Annotated in this window: 16 protein-coding genes; 7 read left to right on the top strand and 9 right to left on the bottom strand. The window is 75.5% G+C overall.

Annotated features, from left to right (window positions below; all coding sequences use genetic code 11):
• Positions 1-83: 83 nt before the first annotated feature.
• Both ACFQ8E_RS13160 and ACFQ8E_RS13155 read right to left on the bottom strand, forming a co-directional pair.
• The gene (locus ACFQ8E_RS13160; RefSeq protein ID WP_430551011.1) at positions 84-1628 is read right to left on the bottom strand and encodes an amidohydrolase; all 1545 of its coding nucleotides are present in this window, start codon (positions 1626-1628) and stop codon (positions 84-86) included.
• A 32-nt stretch (positions 1629-1660) separates the two neighbouring features.
• Positions 1661-2146, bottom strand: a complete 486-nt coding sequence (locus ACFQ8E_RS13155) for a heme-degrading domain-containing protein (protein ID WP_430551010.1) — start codon at positions 2144-2146, stop codon at positions 1661-1663.
• Between the two features lie 81 nt (positions 2147-2227).
• Here ACFQ8E_RS13155 and ACFQ8E_RS13150 point away from each other — a divergent pair, with 81 nt between their 5' ends.
• Positions 2228-3190, top strand: coding sequence for a hypothetical protein (locus ACFQ8E_RS13150; RefSeq protein ID WP_430551009.1), 963 nt, complete (start codon positions 2228-2230; stop codon positions 3188-3190).
• A gap of 39 nt (positions 3191-3229) precedes the next feature.
• On the opposite strand, the gene ACFQ8E_RS13145 is transcribed toward ACFQ8E_RS13150, so the two are convergent.
• Together ACFQ8E_RS13145 and ACFQ8E_RS13140 are read right to left on the bottom strand one after the other, a co-directional pair.
• On the bottom strand, positions 3230-3655 hold the full coding sequence (locus ACFQ8E_RS13145; protein WP_430551008.1) for a hypothetical protein: 426 nt from the start codon (positions 3653-3655) through the stop codon (positions 3230-3232).
• 76 nt (positions 3656-3731) lie between these two features.
• Positions 3732-4490, bottom strand: a complete 759-nt coding sequence (locus ACFQ8E_RS13140) for a TipAS antibiotic-recognition domain-containing protein (protein WP_430551007.1) — start codon at positions 4488-4490, stop codon at positions 3732-3734.
• Between the two features lie 107 nt (positions 4491-4597).
• Here ACFQ8E_RS13140 and ACFQ8E_RS13135 point away from each other — a divergent pair, with 107 nt between their 5' ends.
• Together ACFQ8E_RS13135 and ACFQ8E_RS13130 are read left to right on the top strand one after the other, a co-directional pair.
• Positions 4598-5233, top strand: a complete 636-nt coding sequence (locus ACFQ8E_RS13135) for a hypothetical protein (RefSeq protein ID WP_430551006.1) — start codon at positions 4598-4600, stop codon at positions 5231-5233.
• 83 nt (positions 5234-5316) lie between these two features.
• Positions 5317-6708: a pyridine nucleotide-disulfide oxidoreductase gene (locus tag ACFQ8E_RS13130; RefSeq protein ID WP_430551005.1), complete on the top strand. Its 1392-nt coding sequence runs from the start codon at positions 5317-5319 to the stop codon at positions 6706-6708.
• A 13-nt stretch (positions 6709-6721) separates the two neighbouring features.
• Here ACFQ8E_RS13130 and ACFQ8E_RS13125 read toward each other — a convergent pair whose 3' ends face one another.
• Entirely contained in the window at positions 6722-7600 is an 879-nt protein-coding gene (locus tag ACFQ8E_RS13125; protein WP_430551004.1) for an alpha/beta fold hydrolase, read from the bottom strand.
• A gap of 239 nt (positions 7601-7839) precedes the next feature.
• On the opposite strand from ACFQ8E_RS13125, the gene ACFQ8E_RS13120 reads away from it, so the two are divergent.
• The 4 genes from ACFQ8E_RS13120 (at position 7840) to ACFQ8E_RS13105 (ending at position 12191) form a co-directional block, all read left to right on the top strand.
• Positions 7840-8487: a hypothetical protein gene (locus ACFQ8E_RS13120; protein WP_430551003.1), complete on the top strand. Its 648-nt coding sequence runs from the start codon at positions 7840-7842 to the stop codon at positions 8485-8487.
• A gap of 139 nt (positions 8488-8626) precedes the next feature.
• Positions 8627-8950, top strand: a complete 324-nt coding sequence (locus tag ACFQ8E_RS13115; protein WP_430551002.1) for a hypothetical protein — start codon at positions 8627-8629, stop codon at positions 8948-8950.
• Positions 8947-11268, top strand: a complete 2322-nt coding sequence (locus ACFQ8E_RS13110; protein WP_430551001.1) for a hypothetical protein — start codon at positions 8947-8949, stop codon at positions 11266-11268. The genes ACFQ8E_RS13115 and ACFQ8E_RS13110 overlap by 4 nt, the downstream gene beginning before the upstream one ends.
• On the top strand, positions 11265-12191 hold the full coding sequence (locus tag ACFQ8E_RS13105; protein ID WP_430551000.1) for a hypothetical protein: 927 nt from the start codon (positions 11265-11267) through the stop codon (positions 12189-12191). Before ACFQ8E_RS13110 ends, ACFQ8E_RS13105 begins: the two co-directional genes overlap by 4 nt.
• Here the strand turns inward: ACFQ8E_RS13105 and ACFQ8E_RS13100 are convergent.
• The 4 genes from ACFQ8E_RS13100 to ACFQ8E_RS13085 form a co-directional block, all read right to left on the bottom strand.
• Positions 12134-13168: a LacI family DNA-binding transcriptional regulator gene (locus ACFQ8E_RS13100; RefSeq protein WP_430550999.1), complete on the bottom strand. Its 1035-nt coding sequence runs from the start codon at positions 13166-13168 to the stop codon at positions 12134-12136. The two genes, ACFQ8E_RS13105 and ACFQ8E_RS13100, sit on opposite strands and share 58 nt — an antisense overlap.
• A gap of 53 nt (positions 13169-13221) precedes the next feature.
• Entirely contained in the window at positions 13222-14151 is a 930-nt protein-coding gene (locus ACFQ8E_RS13095) for a carbohydrate ABC transporter permease (RefSeq protein ID WP_430550998.1), read from the bottom strand.
• 2 nt (positions 14152-14153) lie between these two features.
• On the bottom strand, positions 14154-15104 hold the full coding sequence (locus ACFQ8E_RS13090) for a carbohydrate ABC transporter permease (RefSeq protein ID WP_430550997.1): 951 nt from the start codon (positions 15102-15104) through the stop codon (positions 14154-14156).
• A gap of 106 nt (positions 15105-15210) precedes the next feature.
• Positions 15211-16536 (bottom strand): ABC transporter substrate-binding protein, encoded by a 1326-nt coding sequence (locus ACFQ8E_RS13085; protein WP_430550996.1) that lies wholly within the window; start codon positions 16534-16536, stop codon positions 15211-15213.
• Between the last annotated feature and the right edge of the window lie 121 nt (positions 16537-16657).

Raw genomic sequence — 16657 nt, 5'->3', positions numbered from 1 at the left:
GCCACCGTCGAGCACGGGATCCGTACCGCTACGGGCGCCGACGGCGGTACGGATCCCGTGCTCGAAGGACGCGCTGGTGGGCGTCAGAGGGCGTGGTGCGTCCACCGGCCCGCAACGAGCGTGCCGGCGACGGCGGTGCCGCGCAGCGCGTCGGCGAGCGCCACGGGGTCGTCGTGCGCCAGGGAGCCGCGGGCCGCGGGCAGCGCGAGCGGGTCGACGTCGAGCACGGCGAGGTCGGCGGGGCTGCCGACGGCGAGGTCGAGCGGGCGGCCGTCGACGGACGCCTCGAGCGCGGCGCGCACGTCGATCCGCTGCTCGGGGTGCCAGGGCGCGCGGCCGTCGCGGGAGCGGGTGACGGCGGCGGCGAGCGCCGTCCACGGGTCGAGGGGCGCGACGGGGGCGTCCGACCCGAGGGCCAGCGGCACCCCGGCGGCGCGCAGCTCCGCCAGCGGGAACGCGCGGGCGGTGCGGCCCGGCCACAGCTCCTCGGCGACGTCGCGGTCGTCCATCGCGTGCTCGGGCTGCACGCTCGCGGTGACGCCCAGCGCCGCGAACCGCGCCACGTCGTCGGCGCGCAGCAGCTGGGCGTGCTCCACGGATCCCCGCGCCCCGGAGGCCTCGAACGCGTCGAGGGCGAGCGAGTTCGCGCGGTCGCCGATGGCGTGGATCGCGCACCGCAGTCCCGCGGCGTGCGCGCGGGCCATGAGGGGCGCGAGCTGGTCGGTCGCGATGTTGAGGATGCCGTGCGCGTCCGGCCCGGCGACGCCCGCGTACTCCTCGAAGCAGAATGCCGTGAGCGTGTTGAGCGACCCGTCGCTGATCACCTTGAGCGGGCCCTGCGTCACCAGGTCGGACCCCTGCGGATGGCCGAGCGGGTCCCCGTGCCGCAGCCCGGCGTCGAGCACGGCGCCCAGGTGCTGCTCCCACACCCCCGCGCGCACGCGCAGGCCGTCCCAGCCGCCGGCCACCCGGCGTCGCCACGCGGTGAGGTTGTCCGCCACCTCGAAGTCGACGACGCCGACGACGCCGCGGGCGGCCGCGGCGCGGGCCGCGTCCACCACCAGGGCGTCCGCCACGGCGTCGTCCACCGTGACGATGCGCGGGCTGGCGGGCATCCACTCCTCCTCCCGCAGCAGCCCGGTGGGGTGCTCCGCGATGCCGAGGAAGCGCAGGCCCGCCGTCGACGCCCAGGCGCTGTGCAGGTCGCCGGACAGGAGGACGACCGGCACGTCCCCGGCGACGGCGTCGAGCACCGCGGCGGTCGGGTCGTCCGGCCACGTGGCCCACCGGAAGCCGTAGCCGACGAGCGGCGTGCCGCCGGTGGGCGGCGCGGCCAGGTCCAGCCGGTCGCGCACCAGGGCGGCGGCGTGCGCGGCGCTCGTCGCCGCGGACACGTCGAGGCGCTGGCGCACCATCGCCCACTGCGTGAGGTGCGTGTGCGCATCCCACAGGCCGGGCACCACCGTGCGGCCGTCGACGTCGACCCGCTCGGGGAGGGTCGAGACGGGCACCGGGGCCGGGGAGCCCGCGGGCGTCACCGCGGCGACCCGGCCGTCGTCGAGCAGGACGTCGACGGGCCGGCCGGGCCGGCCGGCGAGGCGGGCGTTCGTCAGGAGCAGCGCGGGCACGGGGCCACCGTAGACGGCGGGCGTCGCGCCGGTCAGGCGCCGCCGGCGGCCTGCACGCGCAGCGCCTCGACGACCAGCGCGTGGTCGTCGGCCTGCGCCAGCCCGGACACGGTGACGACGCCGACGATCCCCACGCCCTCGACCCGCACGGGGAACGCGCCGCCGTGCGCCGCGTACTCCTGCAGCGGCAGCTGGTGCTTGGCGTTGAAGTCCTCGCCCTTCGCCCGCGCGCGCAGGCCGGTGAGGTACGACGACGCGCCGAACCGCTCCACGACGCGCACCTTGCGCTGCACCCACGAGTCGTTGTCCGGCGTCGTGCCCTCGCGCGCCGCGTGGAACACCTGCTGGGGCCCCTTGCGGACGTCGACCGTCACGGCCAGGCCACGCTCGGTGGCGAGCTCGACCAGCAGGCAACCGAGCTGCCACGCGTCGTCGTGCGTGAACCGGGAGAGCACGAGCTCGCGCTCCTGCTGCTCGACCTCGGCGACCAGGGCTGCGACGTCCTCCGTGTTCCCCATGGGCCCAGCGTCCCACGCCCGCCGCCCCGCGCGCGGCGCGTCCGCGAGGGCCGGCCGACGCGGGTCGGTACCGTCGCCCGCGTGACCCGACTGGTGCTCGTCCACGGCCGTGACCTCGACGGACGCGACCCGGAGGCGCTGGAGAGGCAGTGGCTCTGCGCGCTCGGCGCGGGGCTCGCCGCGGCGGGGTCGCCGCTGCGGCCCACGGACGACGACGCGTCGTTCGTCTACTACGGCGACACCCTGGAGCGGCTGGTCGACGGCCGCACGCCGCCGCCCGTGACGGTGCACGCGCTGGCCGCGGACCCGGCGGCCCTCCCCTGGCTCGTGGGAAGGCTGCCGGACGGCGAGCTGCGGTTCCTGCTCGACGTCGCACGCGAGGTCCTGGCCGGCGCCGGCCACGGCCCCGGGGCCGCGCCGCCCGCCGTCGTGGAGGGCGCGCTCGGGGACGCGCTGGTCGAGGCCGTCGTCGCGGCGCTGGCGCTCGTGGACCGCGTCGTGCCAGGCGTCAGCGCCGCCGTCCTGCTCACGCTCACGCGCGACGTGTACGCCTATCTGCACGACGACGCCGTCCGGCGGGCCATCGACGCGGGCCTCGCCGACGCCTTGGCCGACGCGACGGCCGGCGACGAGCCCGCCGTCGTCATCGCGCACTCCCTCGGCAGCGTGGTGGCGTACTCGGTGCTCGCCGCGCGGGCCTCGGGTCCGGAGGTGCCGCTGCTGCTCACGCCCGGCTCGCCGCTCGGCATCCGGGCGGTCCGGGAGGCGCTGGAGTCGCGCGCGCCGCTGGTGTTCCCCGCGCAGGTGGGGCGCTGGGTGAGTCCGCGCGACCCGCGCGACCTGCTCGCGCTGCACGACCTCACGCCCGACGTCTTCCCGCTGCCGACAGGTCGGGGGCCCGGGTCCGCGACGATCGAGGCCCCGCGCGTGACGAACCGGGCGCCAGGGTTCCACGCCGCGGCGTACCGCCTCGACGACGGCGCGTGGGCGGGCTACCTGGCCCTGCCGGAGGTCGCCGGGCCGGTCGGCGAGGCGCTGACGTAGCGCTCGGTCGCCGTCCCGGCACAGGACGACGACGAATCGCTACGTCGCGGCGTCCCGCCAGCCGGGCAGCACCCGCTCCAGCGCGTCGACGAGCTCGATCGAGCTGCCGTCCTTGCCGCCCGCGCCGAGGATCATCGGCGGGCGCTGCGGCTCGACGCGCGCCCCGCGCACCCGGTCGACCAGCGTCAGCGGGGCGGTGAGCACGTAGAACGCGCCGTCGGCCGTGACGGCCGCCGTGCGGTCGTGCCGCAGGTACCAGCCGCGCAGCGACGTGCGCGCCGTCCCGCGTCCGCCGTAGCCCTTGACCTGCAGCGGCTCGGGCTCCAGCCCGGCGGCCGCCGCGGCCCGGACGAAGTCGCGCAGCAGCGCCTCCGCCTCCGTGTGCTCGGCGTCCTGCCGCGCGCGCAGCCGATCCGCCTGCACGCGGGCCGCCTCCGTGCGCTGCGCCGCCCAGTCGTCGCTCACCCGGGCATCCTCCCACCCGCCGGGTCGTCAGGGTGCGCGCGGGTATGGCGCGCACCCTGACAACGTCCGGGGCAGGTCAGAGCTCGCGCTCCGCGTACGCGACGAGGGCGTCGCGCACGAACGTCGCGCCCTCGGTGCCGCCGTAGTTCTTCGCGAACCGGGGGTCGGCCACGTACATCTCGGCCAGGCCGACGACGTACTCCTTCGTGGGCCGACCCCGCTCGGAGCCCGGCGTGCCGGGGATGCCGCCGAGCCAGGCCGCGTGCCGGGCGGCGAGGGCCTGCGCCTCGTCGGACGTCGGGGCGACGCCGCGGCGGGCGGCGTCGCCCCAGGCGTCGCCGAGCTCCGTCGTCCGCGCCTGCCACTCCTTCTGTCCGGCGGGACCCAGGCCGCGCCACCACGCGTCGCTCCTCGCGTACGCGTCGGCGCCCCAGCGCTCGGTCACCTCCTCCTGGTACTGCGTGTGGTCGAAGCCGTCGAGCATGTCCTCGGCCATGAGCTGTTCTCCCTTCTCGATCGCGGTCACGGTCCGTTCCACCGACGCGATCTGCCGCGTCAGCCGGTCCTGCTCGGCACGGAGCTGGCCGAGGTGGCGGCGCAGCGCGCCGGCCTCGTCCGCCTGCTCGTCGAGCACCCTGCCGACGTCGCTCAGCGGCAGCCCCAGGTCGCGCAGCAGCAGGATGCGCTGCAGACGGCGGACCGCCGCGTCGTCGTACCGGCGCAGCCCGCCGGAACCGGTGCCCGACGGCGGCAGCAGACCGATCTGGTCGTAGTGCCGCAGCGTGCGGCTGCTGACGCCGGCGAGCCGGGCGACGTCCTGGATGGAACGGGTCATGACACCGACGGTAGGGGTTGACGCAGCGTCAACCGCAAGGCGGCAGATGAGGGTCTTCTCCTCCGCATCTCATGCGGGGGCCACCGACCGCCCGGAGGATCGTCGTCATGAGCAACCGCACCGCACGCCGTCTCGCCGTCCCCGCCGCGCTCGCCCTGACGCTCGGCCTCACCCTCACCGCCTGCGCCGACGGCTCCGGTGACGACGGCGCGCCCGCCGGGGACGCCACGACGTCCGCCGGCGCGACCGACGACACCACGACCGACGACACCACGCCGGACGACGGCGGCGCGGCAGAGGACACGTCGCCGAGCGCGTCCGCGGAGCCGGAGCACCGCACGGCCGCCGGCCTGCTGGCGATCGCCACCGCGGAGAAGAAGGCGGGCGGCACCGCGTTCGCCATCGACGACCCGGACCGCGACAACACGTGGGAGGTCGACGTCGCGACCGGCACCATCAGCATCGAGGTGGAGGTCAGCGCCGACGGGACCGAGGTGGTCCGCACGCAGGAGGACGACCTCGACGCCGACGACCGCCGCGCGCTGGCCGACGCGACGTTCTCCCTGACCCAGGCGATCGAGCGGACCGTGGCGACGTCCGGGGGCGACCTCGACGACGCCGAGCTCGACGAGGACGACGGCCGGTACCACTGGTCGGTCACGGTGCTGGTGGACGGCGTCGAGACCGACTACCGCGTCGGCACCCAGGACGGGAAGGTCGTCCAGGAGCGCGACGACGACTGACCGCCGCCGGTGTCGCCCGGGGCACGCTCAATCACCCCCGGCGCCCGTTGACCGACCCGTGAGGCCGGTGGGTCACTGGAGACATGACCCGCTCGGTCGACACCGACTACCTGGTCGTCGGCGCCGGGGCGGCCGGGATGGCGTTCGTCGACGCGCTCGTCGACCACGACCCGACCGCGCACGCGACGCTCGTCGACCGGCGTGCCGCGCCGGGCGGGCACTGGCTGGACGCGTACCCGTTCGTCCGCCTGCACCAGGCGTCGCAGTTCTACGGGGTCGCGTCGACCCGCCTCGGCTCCGGGCGCGTCCAGGAGTCGGGCCCGGAGCAGGGGATGCACGAGCGCGCCACCGGCCCCGAGATCTGCGCGTACTTCGCCCGGGTGCTCGCCGACCGGCTCCTGCCGACCGGACGCGTGGAGCTGCTCGGCGGGCACGAGTACCGCGACGGCCTGCTCGTCGACCTCGCCTCGGGGGACGTCGTCGAGCCCCGCGTCCGCCGGCGGGTGGTCGACGCCCGCTACCTCGCCCCGTCCATCCCCGCCGTGGGCCCGCCGCCGTTCGACGTGGACGACGGCGCCGACGTCGTCCCCGCGGGCGCGCTGCCCGACGTCGGGGAGGCCGCCGCCTACGTCGTCGTCGGGTCGGGGAAGACGGCCACCGACGCCGTGGTGTGGTTGCTCGGGCGCGGGGTGGACCCGGACGCGATCCTGTGGGTGCGGCCGCGGGACCCGTGGATGCTCGACCGTGCCGTCGTCCAGCCGGACCCGGCGGTCTTCCTGGGCATGGCGGGGACGCTGATGGCCTCGGCCTACGACGCCTCGTCGGCGGACGATCTCTTCCTGCGCCTCGAGGACGCGGGCGTCATGACGCGCATCGACCCGGCGGTCGTGCCGACCATGGCCCGCACGCCGACGCTCGGCCGGTGGGAGCTCGAGCTGTTGCGGTCGGTGACCCGCGTCGTCCGCGACGGGCACCTGCGCCGGGTCGAGCCCGGACGGCTGGTGCTCGACGACGGCGAGGTCGCGCTCCCGCACGGCGCCGTCGTCGTGCACTGTGCGTCGTACGGCCTGCACGTGCGCCCGGGGCTGCCGATCTGGGACGAGCGGATCACGCTCCAGTCGGTGCGGGCGGGGTTCCCGCCGTTCTGCGCCGCCCTGGTCGGCTACGTGGAGGGCACCCGCCACGACCGGCCCGACGCCGAGAAGAACGCCCTCTGCCCGCCGACGCCCTACTGGAGCACGCCCGCCGACTGGGCGGCCATGCAGGGCCGCGGCGCGCGGGCCGCCGCGACGTTCATGGCCGACCCGGACCTCGCCGCCTGGGCGCACTCCGTGCTGCTCAACCCCGCCCGTGTCCCGCCCGAGGAGACCGCGCGGCCCGAGGTGCGCGCCGCCGTCGAGCGGTACCTCGAGTACGCCCCCGCGGGCATCGCCGGGCTGGAACGGATCGGCCGGGACGCCGGGGTGCGGATCTGAGGGCAGCCCGCCGTCAGCCGGCGAGCACCTCCCGCAGCCGGGCCGCGAACGCCGCCGGGTCGTTGCCCGGGGACCACTCGTTGGACGCGAAGCCGCCGTGGTCGCCGGGGAAGACGACGGTGTCGAGGCCGAGCGCCGCGGCCAGCGCCTCTCCCCCGCGGCGGGGCATCGAGCCCGGCACCTTCTCGCCGACGGCGGGCACCAGCCGCACGGTGGTGCGGCGCAGCGCGTCGAGGTCGGGCTCGAACCAGGGCAGGGCCTTCATGTTCCCGTTCAGCAGCAGGTCGTCCCGGGAGCCGTCGTCCTCGGTGGGCAGGCCGAACGCGGCCGGGTCGGGCGCGGGCTGCGTCAGGTAGTCCTCGGTGAGCGGCGCGTCCTGCATGGAGACCTGGATGAACTTCGCCATCGCGGGGCCGAAACCGTCCCGCTCGTACGTCTCGACGATGTCGCGGGTGACCTGGCGCTGCACGTCGCGGTCCTCCAGGAGCGCCCACAGCGGGGGCTCGTGCGCCACGACGGTGCCCAGCTCGTCGGGGTGGTCCACGATCCACGGCAGCACGTTGACGGCGCCGCCGCTGGACGCGAACACGTCGACGGGGCCGTCCCCGATCACCGGCCGGGCGGCGGCCACCACGCGGTGGAAGTCGTCGGCGTGGAGCTCGACCGACACCGCGCCGCCGGCGGCGAGCGTGCTCCGCTCCGTGCCGCGCGGGTCGTACGTGACGACGGCGCGGTCGTCGAGGTGCCCGAGCAGCTGGGTGAAGCCCGACGCCGCCATCGGCGACCCGAGCAGGAACAGCGGCGGGTGCCCGCCGGGGGCGGCCGGGAGGCGGACGTCGTAGGTGAGGACGGCGCCGGGCACGTCCACGGTCAAGGTCTGCTGGGTGCTCATGGGGTGCCTCCGTCGGCCTGATGGGGTTCTCATCCTGTGGTGGGGGAAGACGGCGCGCCACCCCCGAACTCATCGGTCGTGACCAGGCGCGACGTCGCCGCGGCGCTCCGGGAGTGGGAGCCTGCCCCCAGGTTCCGCGTGTCCACAGGCCGCGGCCCGGGCGCCTCGACGACGGCCGCCGCCCGCGAGGCTCGGCCACGGACGCCCGCCCCGGACGCCCCGAACCCGAGGAGCCACCCATGCCCGTCGCGACGCCGCCCCCGCCCACCTCGCCGGCACCCGGTCCCGCCCGGTTCGTCCCGCCCGACCTCGTCGACCTGCGCACCGCGTGGACCCGGGAGCGCGAGCTCGCGGCCGCCGCGGGCGGACCCCACCACGGCGGCCGGGCCGGCGGCTGCCCGGGCCGGCACGGCTGGTTGCTCGACGACGGGCTCGACGTCCTGCTGGAGCCCGTGCTCGCCGGCTCGACCACGCCCGGCTTCTACCCGTTCGCCGCCCTGGACGAACGGACCGCCGCCGGGCTGCTGGAGCGGCTGGACGAGGCGGAGCTGGCGACCGAGCGGCAGAACCTCGGCCCCACGCTCGGCACGGTGCTGCGGGCCGTCGTGCGGTACCCCGACCGCGTCCGCGCGCAGGGGTACGTCGTCGGGCCGCTGCGGTGCGACGAACGGATCACCGTGACCGGGGTGCTGCTCCGGCCGGGCCGGGGCGTGCGCCTCGAGGGACCGCACGGGCCCGGCGGCGAGAGGGCCGACGTCGTGCGCGCCCTCGCCGCGCTGGGTGTCGACGACATGCACGCGCCCCCGGACGAGGTCGCGCCCTGGCGGGGGCGACGGCTCGACGGCGGCACGGACGACGGGCCGTGGTTCCGCGTCTGGTGGGACTGACCTGATGGGCCTGACCTGATGGGACTCACCCACCCGACCGACCCTGTGGATAACCTCGACCCGCCCGGTCCCACCGTCGTTAGCGTCGTGCCCGCGCCCCGGCGCAGCCTCCGACGGACCCACGACGAACAGGGACGGGATGACCCAGCTCGACCTCGACACCACGACCCTCGCGGCGGTGGGCGCGGACCTGCGCGCGGGCGCCACCACGCTCGCCGGCGCCCGCGCCGGAGCGCTCACCGCGGCCGCGGCGCCGGGCGTGAGCGGCGACGTCGCCCTGTCGGCTGCGGTGGAGGACCTCGCCGCGGCCTGGCGGTCGGCCCACGAGTCGCTCGTCGGCGCACTCGAGTCGCTCGGCGCGGGGCTCTCGGAGGCTGCCGAGGTCTTCGCCGGTGCGGAGCGCGGGACCGTGCGCGACCTGGCCGCGCTGCTCGGCGCTGCCGGGACGGTGGACGACGCATGAGGCCCGAGGTGCGGCACGGCGGGCAGCGCGGCGGCGGACAGGGCACCCTCGACGGCGAGCTCGGCGCGCTGACGGGCAGCCCGCCCGCGCTGGTCGACGCCGCCGACGCCGCGGCAAGCGCCGCGGCACGGCGCGCGGACGTGCACGCACAGCTGCTGCGGGTGCACGCGTCGCTCGACGGTCAGCGCAGCACCGCCGTCGAGCGGGCGCGCGGGCGGGTCGCCACCGTGGCCGACGACGCACGTGCGAGCGGCGGCCTGCTCGAGGCGGCGGCCGGCGCCCTGCACCGGTACGCGGTCACGCTCGGCGACGCCCGGTCCGCCGCGGGACGGGCGCTCGCCGACCGGGCGGAGGCCCTGGGGCGGGAGGCGCGGTGGCGGTCCGAGGCCGACGAGGCCCGGCGTTCCACGTGGAACATCGCCGGGGCGGGCCTCCTCCCCGCGGCCCCCGACGTCGGCGTGCCGGGAGCGGCGACGCCGCTCGGCGGCCCGGGGCAGGCGCACCGGCGGCTCGTCGTCGCGGAACGAGAGGTCGCCGCGGCGCGCGAGGACGTCGCGGCGGCGGAAGCGCGCTGGCGGTCCGCCCGCGACGCCAAGGCCGAGGGGTCGCGTCGCGCCGCCTCCGCCCTCGCCGCGCTCGCCGACGTCCGTGCGGTCCGAGCCGTCACCGCCGCAGGGGCCGACCCGGCAGGGCTCGTGGCCTCCGGGGACGCCGCGCGGCGGGTCGTCGCGCTGCTGCCGCGCGCCGCGTCGGGCGGCGACGACACCGCACGCCGCGCGCTGCGGGACGACGTCCGCCGCGTGCTGACCGGCCACGCGGACGACCCCGCGTTCTGGGCCGTCTTCTGGGACACCACGACGCCGCAGGACCTCTACCTGGCGCTCGGACCGACCTCCCTCGACCCGACCCGGCCGGTCCCGACCGAGCTGCGCACCGCCCTGGCCCAGGGCGCGGCCGCCTGGGCCGGCACGGCGTCGGACGCGGAGCTGCGCGAGTTCGGGCGGAACGTCGTCACCGGCGTCGGCGACTGGCCGCTCGGCCTGGGCGAGCGGTCCCGGATCGCCGCGACGCTCCTGCCCGCCGAGCTCCCCGCGGCGGCGCACGCCGCCGCCGGCGACGCGCTCGACGCGAGGTGGCAGGCCCGCGCGGACGAGCAGGCGGCCGCCACCGGCACCCGCGGCGGCCTCGGCGGTGAGGCCCTCGTCGACGCCACGATCACCGCGCCGCTCGCCGCGGCCGTGCTGGCGGGCTACGCCCGGCACCCCCGGCTCGCGCTCGACCGCCTCGCCCCGGCGCAGGACGCCCAGGTCGCCGGCAGCGTGCGGCGCTGGTTCGGGTGGGTCCCGGACGGGGGCTGGCCCGACGGCGGCCGGGCCGTCGCGGGCGCGTTCGCCGCCGCGGTAGAGGAGGGGACGACGTCGCACCATCAGGCCGACCAGCGGAGGGCCGCCGTCCTCGTCTCGCACGCCACGCCGGTCCTGCCGTCCGGGCTGCTCGCCGGCCCCACGCTGGACGACCGCGCCGGCGCCGACGTCGCGCGCGCGTACGAGCCGTACCTGCCGTCGGTGGGCGACGCGACCCTGGACCAGACGCTCCACCGCGGATCCGAGGGTGGGCCTCCGGAGCCCGCCCCGGCACCCGGGATCGACGCGGACGACGGTCTCGCCGCGGGCACGGGACGGCGCGCCGACGTCCTCCAGCCGGAGCTCGACGCGTTCGCCCTGCGCGACGTCGTCGCCGCGACGTCGCGCAGCACCGAGGCCGCGCAGGCCTGGCTGGGGGCCACCGAGCGCTATGCGGCGGCGATGGTCGAGGTCGCGACGTCCGGCGCCTACGACGTCGACAGCGCGCCGCGCTACCACCTCGCGGAGCAGGTGCTCAGCGGGGTGGGTGCGGTCACGGGCGCGATGCAGGCCGAGACGCTCGCCACCGCCTACGAGGAGGTCGAGACCCGCGAGGCGGTCATCTCGCTGGCCGGCGACACGCTGGGGCTCGGCACCCTCGGCCGCAGCAGCGCGGAGGCCCTGGCCGCCACGGCGACGACCAAGGGCCTGGAGTTCCTCGACACGAGCGGCCCGGTCGCCGAGGCACGGGCCGAGGTCGGCGACGTCGGCCACCAGACGTACACCCGGTACGCGACGACGATCCACGACCTCTACCTCGCCCACGACCTCGACCTCGGCATCCCGCTCGACGAGGCGATGCGGCGCGCCGAGAGCACGGACGTCGCCGCCGCCGACCACGAGAAGCTCTCCGTCGCCCGCCAGTTCTGGGGCGCGTTCAAGGACATGTCCCAGCCCGCCGGAGGAGGTCGATGAGCACCGTGCTGAAGCGTGTCTTCGCCAACCCGCAGGTCACGCCGGCGGTGGTGCTCGTGCTCCTCCTGGTGGCGCTCGTCACCGTCCCCCGGGCGCTCGACGCGGCGACGGACCGCCAGCGGCAGCGCGAGCTCGAGCAGGCGCAGACCTGGATCGCGGACCGCTGGGTGTTCACCACCGCCGACTTCCCCGCGCACGACACGGCCGAGCTCCCGGTGGAGCGGTGGTGGCTGGACCGGGGCCTCGCGGGGGCGGGCTGGCTCGTCGAGCCCGTCCGGGCCACGGGCATCGCCCCGCTGTTCCACGCCCCGTTCGCACTGACCGGTGGGTGGTCGCCGGAGTCGACGTCCGGAATCTCCGGCGTGCGGGTCGACGGCGTCGACGTGTACAGCTATGTCGCCACTCCCCCGGGCGCCGGTTTCGACACCGCACGAGGATCCGATGGTGTCTGGCGGCTGCAGGAGGAGGCGTCGAGGGTCGCGGACTATCTCCTGGACCCCGGCTCCGCGTGGGAGGAGTACCGCGGCACGGAGCTCCTGTCCGTCGCGTACGTCGGGACGCCCGCAGGTCCCCGGTGGTACGAGGATCACCTCGGCGAGCCGTTCGACGCCGGCGGGCCGGGCTATTTCGGCGTGGAGGTCCACGAGCGCGCCGATGACGACCTGGCGTTCCGGACCACGACGATCGGCACGGTGGTCGAGGGCTCGCTCGCCGTGGTGGGCGTCGTCGTACCCGACGGCGTGGTGCCGCCGGCCGAGCTGGAGCCGGCGCTGCTGCTCGAGCGCCTCTCCCAGGAGCTTCGCTCCCACCCGCCGTCACCGACGGACACGGTCGGCGGCGCCGTCAGCGGCACGGACCGCGGCGCTCAGGCCGACTCGCGCACCACCAGGGAGGTGGGCAGCGTGATGGCCGCGGGCTCCTGACCGTCGACGACCTCGAGCAGCAGCCGCACCATCTCGGCGCTGATGCGCTCGTAGGGCTGGCGCATCGTGGTCAGCGGCGGGTGGAGCTGCGCAGCGACGCCGGAGTCGTCGAAGCCGCCGACGGCGACGTCGCCGGGCACGCTGCGGCCGGCGGCCTGCAGGGCGACCAGGGCGCCGGCGGCCATGAGGTCGGAGTGCACGAACACGGCGTCGACGTCGGGCCGCCGCTCCAGCAGCTCGGCCATCGCGAGGCGGCCGCTCTCGCGAGAGTAGTCGCCGTGCACGACCAGCTCCGGGTCGTAGGCGTCGCCCAGCACCTCGCGGTACCCCTCGAGACGCAGCACGCCGCCCGGGGTGTCCAAGGGGCCGGTGATGGTGGCGATGCGCCGCCGGCCGGTGTCCCACAGGTGCTGCGTCATCGTCCGCCCGCCGGACCGGTCGTCGGCGGCGACGTACCCGACCTTGCCTTCGTACCCGAGCGGGACGCCGCACGCGACGGTGGGGATCTCGTGCCGCAGCAGCTCCCTCATCATCGGGTTGCCGCGGTGGGAGCTGATGAGCAGCACCCCGTCCACGTGCCCGGCCTCGAGGTACTGCGCCACCCGGCGACGCTCCTGGTCCGTGCCCGCGACGAGCAGCACCATCGGCATCTCCCGCTCGGCGGCGGCGTGCGTGGCGCCCCGCAGGAGCAGGGAGAAGTTGGGGTCCTCGAACAGCAGGTGCTGCTCCTCCGTGAGGAGGAAGGCGACGGAGTTGGCGCGCCCCGTCACCAGGGAGCGGGCGTGCGGGTTCGCGCGGTACCCGGTGGTGCGGATGGCCTCCTCGACCGCGGTGCGCGCGTCGGGGGACACCCAGTGCCCGCCGTTGATGACCCGCGAGACGGTGCCCCGCGACACCCCCGCGACCGCCGCGACGTCGCGGATCGTGGGCCGCTTCGCCCGGCCGTCGTCGGCCCCGTGCCCACCCGTTCCTTCCACGCCCGCGAGTCTAGGGACCCGAGCGGCCCCGGCCTGACCGGCGCGAGGAGGCGTCACGACTTCACCGCGCCCGCGGCGAGGTCCACCTGCCAGAACCGCTGGAGCGCGAAGAACAGTGCGACGAGCGGCACGATCGACAGCAGCGCACCGGTGATCACGAGCGTGTACATGGCGGGCTGGCTGGCGCCCTGGTTGAGGAGGCCGGACAGGCCCACCGTGATCGGGAACAGCTTGTCGTCGCCGAGCATGATGTACGGCAGCATGAAGTTGTTCCAGATCGCGACGAACTGGAAGAGGAACACCGTCACGAGGCCGGGCACCAGCATCGGCACGGCCACCTGGAAGAAGGTGCGGGTCTCGCTCGCGCCGTCGGTCCGGGCGGCCTCGACCACCTCGTCGGGCACGGCGGCGGCCGCGTAGATGCGCGCCAGGTAGATGCCGTACGGGCTGATGATGCTGGGCAGCAGCACCGACCAGTACGTGTTGGTGAGGTCGAGCTCGGCCAGCAGCAGGTACTGCGGGATCGCGAGCACGATGGCGGGGACGAGCACGCCGGCGAGCAGCACGTTGAACACCGCGTTCTTGCCCGCGAACGTGTACTTCGCCAGGCCGTAGCCGGCCATCGCGGACACCAGCGTGGACGCCGCCGCGCCGACACCGGCGTACAGGGCCGTGTTGAGCATCCACCGCCAGAACAGCCCGTCGCGGTAGGCCGAGAGGTCGGCGACGTTGTCGGCCAGGTGGGTGGAGGGCGCGAACGTGAAGCTCGAGAACAGCTCGGCGCCGGACTTGGTCGAGGCCATCACCACCCACACCACCGGCAGCAGGCAGTACAGGGCCCCCAGGAGGAGCACGGCCGTGGCCACCGGGGACGGCCGTTCGCCGGCGCCGCGCCAGTGGCGGCGTCCCTTCGCGGCCGGGCGGCGGACGTCGGAGCGCGCGGCCGGGGCGTCGGCGGGCAGCGGGCTGGTCAGCGTCGTCATGGTCACTTCTCCTGGCCGAAGGCGCGGCCCTGCACGAGGCGCAGGAAGCCGAACGAGAGCACGAACGTCGCCGCGGCGATGACCACCGAGGTCGCGGCGGCCGAGTAGAGGTCGCCGCGCGTGAACGCGTCGCGGTACACCTTCATCAGCGGGGTCCAGGTGGTCGAGATGGCGTTGCTCAGCGGGCGCAGCGTGGTGGGCTCGGCGAACACCTGGAGCGTCGCGATCATCGAGAACACGGCCGTCATGATGATCGACGGCGTGACGATCGGGATCTTGATCCGCAGGGCCACCGCCACCTGCGACGCGCCGTCCAGCTCGGCCGCCTCGTAGAGCTCCGACGGCACCGCCTTGAGCGCCGTGTAGATGACGATCATGTTGAACCCCGTGCCGCCCCAGACGGCGATGTTCGCGACCGCGAACATCACGAGGTCGCCCTCGAACAGCGACGGCACGTCCCAGCCGAACCGCTCGAACAGGTCGTAGAAGGGGCTGACCCCGGGCAGGTAGAGGAAGCCCCACAGCAGGGACGAGATCACGGCCGGCACCGCGTAGGGCAGGAAGATCGCCGTCCGCGAGAACGTGCGCGTCCGCGCCCGCCGCGAGTCGAGGAGCAGCGCGAACAGCAGCGCCAGGCCGAGCATCGTCGGCACGACGATCAGCCCGTACAGGGCCACGCGCCCCACGGACGCGAGGAACTCGGGGTCGCCCAGCGCGGCCGCATAGTTGGACAGCCCCGCCCACACCTCGGTGCGCGAGCCCGAACCGAGGCCCAGACCGCTCACCTTCTCCGTGCGGAAGGACAGGTAGACCGCGTACGCGATCGGCAGCGCCAGGAAGAGGACGAACAGCACGATCGCCGGCGCGAGGAAGCCCCACGGGGCGAGGCGGCGCCGGCCGGACGTGCTGGGCCCGGTCGCGCGGGCCGGCGGCGCGGCGGTGGTCGTGGTCATCTCAGGCTTCCCTCTCGGATCTTCGCCGATCGTGCTCGACGGCGATCGTGGTCGACGCGGGTCGGGCCGCCCGGGGGGATCTCCCCGCCCCGGGCGGCCCGCGTCGTCACTCGCTGACGCTGAACCCCTGGTTCTTCAGGTCGTCGAGCGTGATCTGCTGCATCGCGCCGACGGCGTCGAGGAACGCGCTCGCCGTCTTGGCCTTGGTGGCCTTGGCGAACTCGTCGTTGTACGCGGAGTAGGCGACGTTGATGTTCGGCCCGTAGGTGAACGGCTGCACGGTCTGCGCGGTCTGCGCCGCGACCTCGTAGAAGTCGGGCTGGTTGGAGAAGAACTCCGGCGGGTCGCTCAGCGCCTCCGTGCTCGCGGGGACGTCGGCCGGGTAGATGCCGGTCTCGTCCACGAGCGCCTGCACGGCCTCCGGGTCGGTGTTGAGCCAGGTGACGAACTCGGCGGCCTGCTCCGGGTGCTCCGACTGCGACGTCACCGCGGTGGCCGAGCCGCCCCACGCGCCGGTGGCGGGCGCGTCGGCGTCCCACTGCGGCATGGGCGCCATCTCCCACTTGCCCGCGGTGTCGGCGGCGTTGCCCGACAGGACGCCGGGCGCCCAGATCGCCGACAGCCAGCCCACCTGGGTGCCGTCGTTGAGGCCGGCGTTCCACTCGGGGGTGTACATCGGCCTGTTGTCGATGACGCCCTCCTCCACGAGGCCGCCCCAGTACTCGGCGACCTTCGTCGTGGCGTCGGAGTCGATGTCCACCGACCAGGCGTCGCCGTCGATCCCGTACCAGGACGCGCCGGCCTGCTGCGTGATGCCGGCGAACCAGCCCGCGTCGTTGGCGGAGAACGTGCCGAGGTACGCCTTCGGGTCGGCCTCGTGCACCTCCCGCGCCGCCTCCGCGTACTCGTCCCACGTGGTGGGGACGTCGATGCCGAGCTTCTCGAAGATGTCGGCCCGGTAGTAGAACTGCATCGGCCCGGAGTCCTGCGGCACCGCGTAGACGGCGTCCGACCCGAGGGTGACGGCGTCCCACACGCCGTCGGCGAAGTGCCCGGCGACGTCGTCGCCCAGCGAGCCCGAGAGGTCCGCGAGCGCGTCCGAGGACACCAGCTGCGGGATCTTCTGGTACTCGGCCTGCATGATGTCGGGCGCGCCCGAGCCGGCCTTGATCGCGGTGAGCAGCTTGGTGACGGCGGGGTCGCCGCCGTCCTGCTTGTTCACCGTGACCGTGATGTCGGGGTGCTCGGAGTTCCAGAGGTCGACGACCTTCTCCATGTTCGGCGTCCACGTCCAGAAGGTGAGCTCGACGGGGCCCGCGGCCGACCCGCCGTCGTCCGTGCCGGCGTCGTCGCCACCGCCGGAGCAGGCGGACGCGAGCAGCGCGGTGGCGGCGGCGAGGGCCGCGATCCGGGTGCCTGTGGTCAGGCGCATGACTCCTCCTCGTCAAGGACCATCGCACCGCCGCGTCAGGCAGGGAGCGCTGGGCGACTCACGACAGTGTGGCTGTGCACGGTCACAGTAGCGACACGGCTCCCGGGATTGTCAACTTCAG

The sequence above is a fragment of the Isoptericola sp. NPDC056573 genome, assembly GCF_042793335.1.
GTDB lineage: Bacteria > Actinomycetota > Actinomycetes > Actinomycetales > Cellulomonadaceae > Isoptericola.
This window is presented reverse-complemented; position numbering and strand designations above follow the sequence as displayed.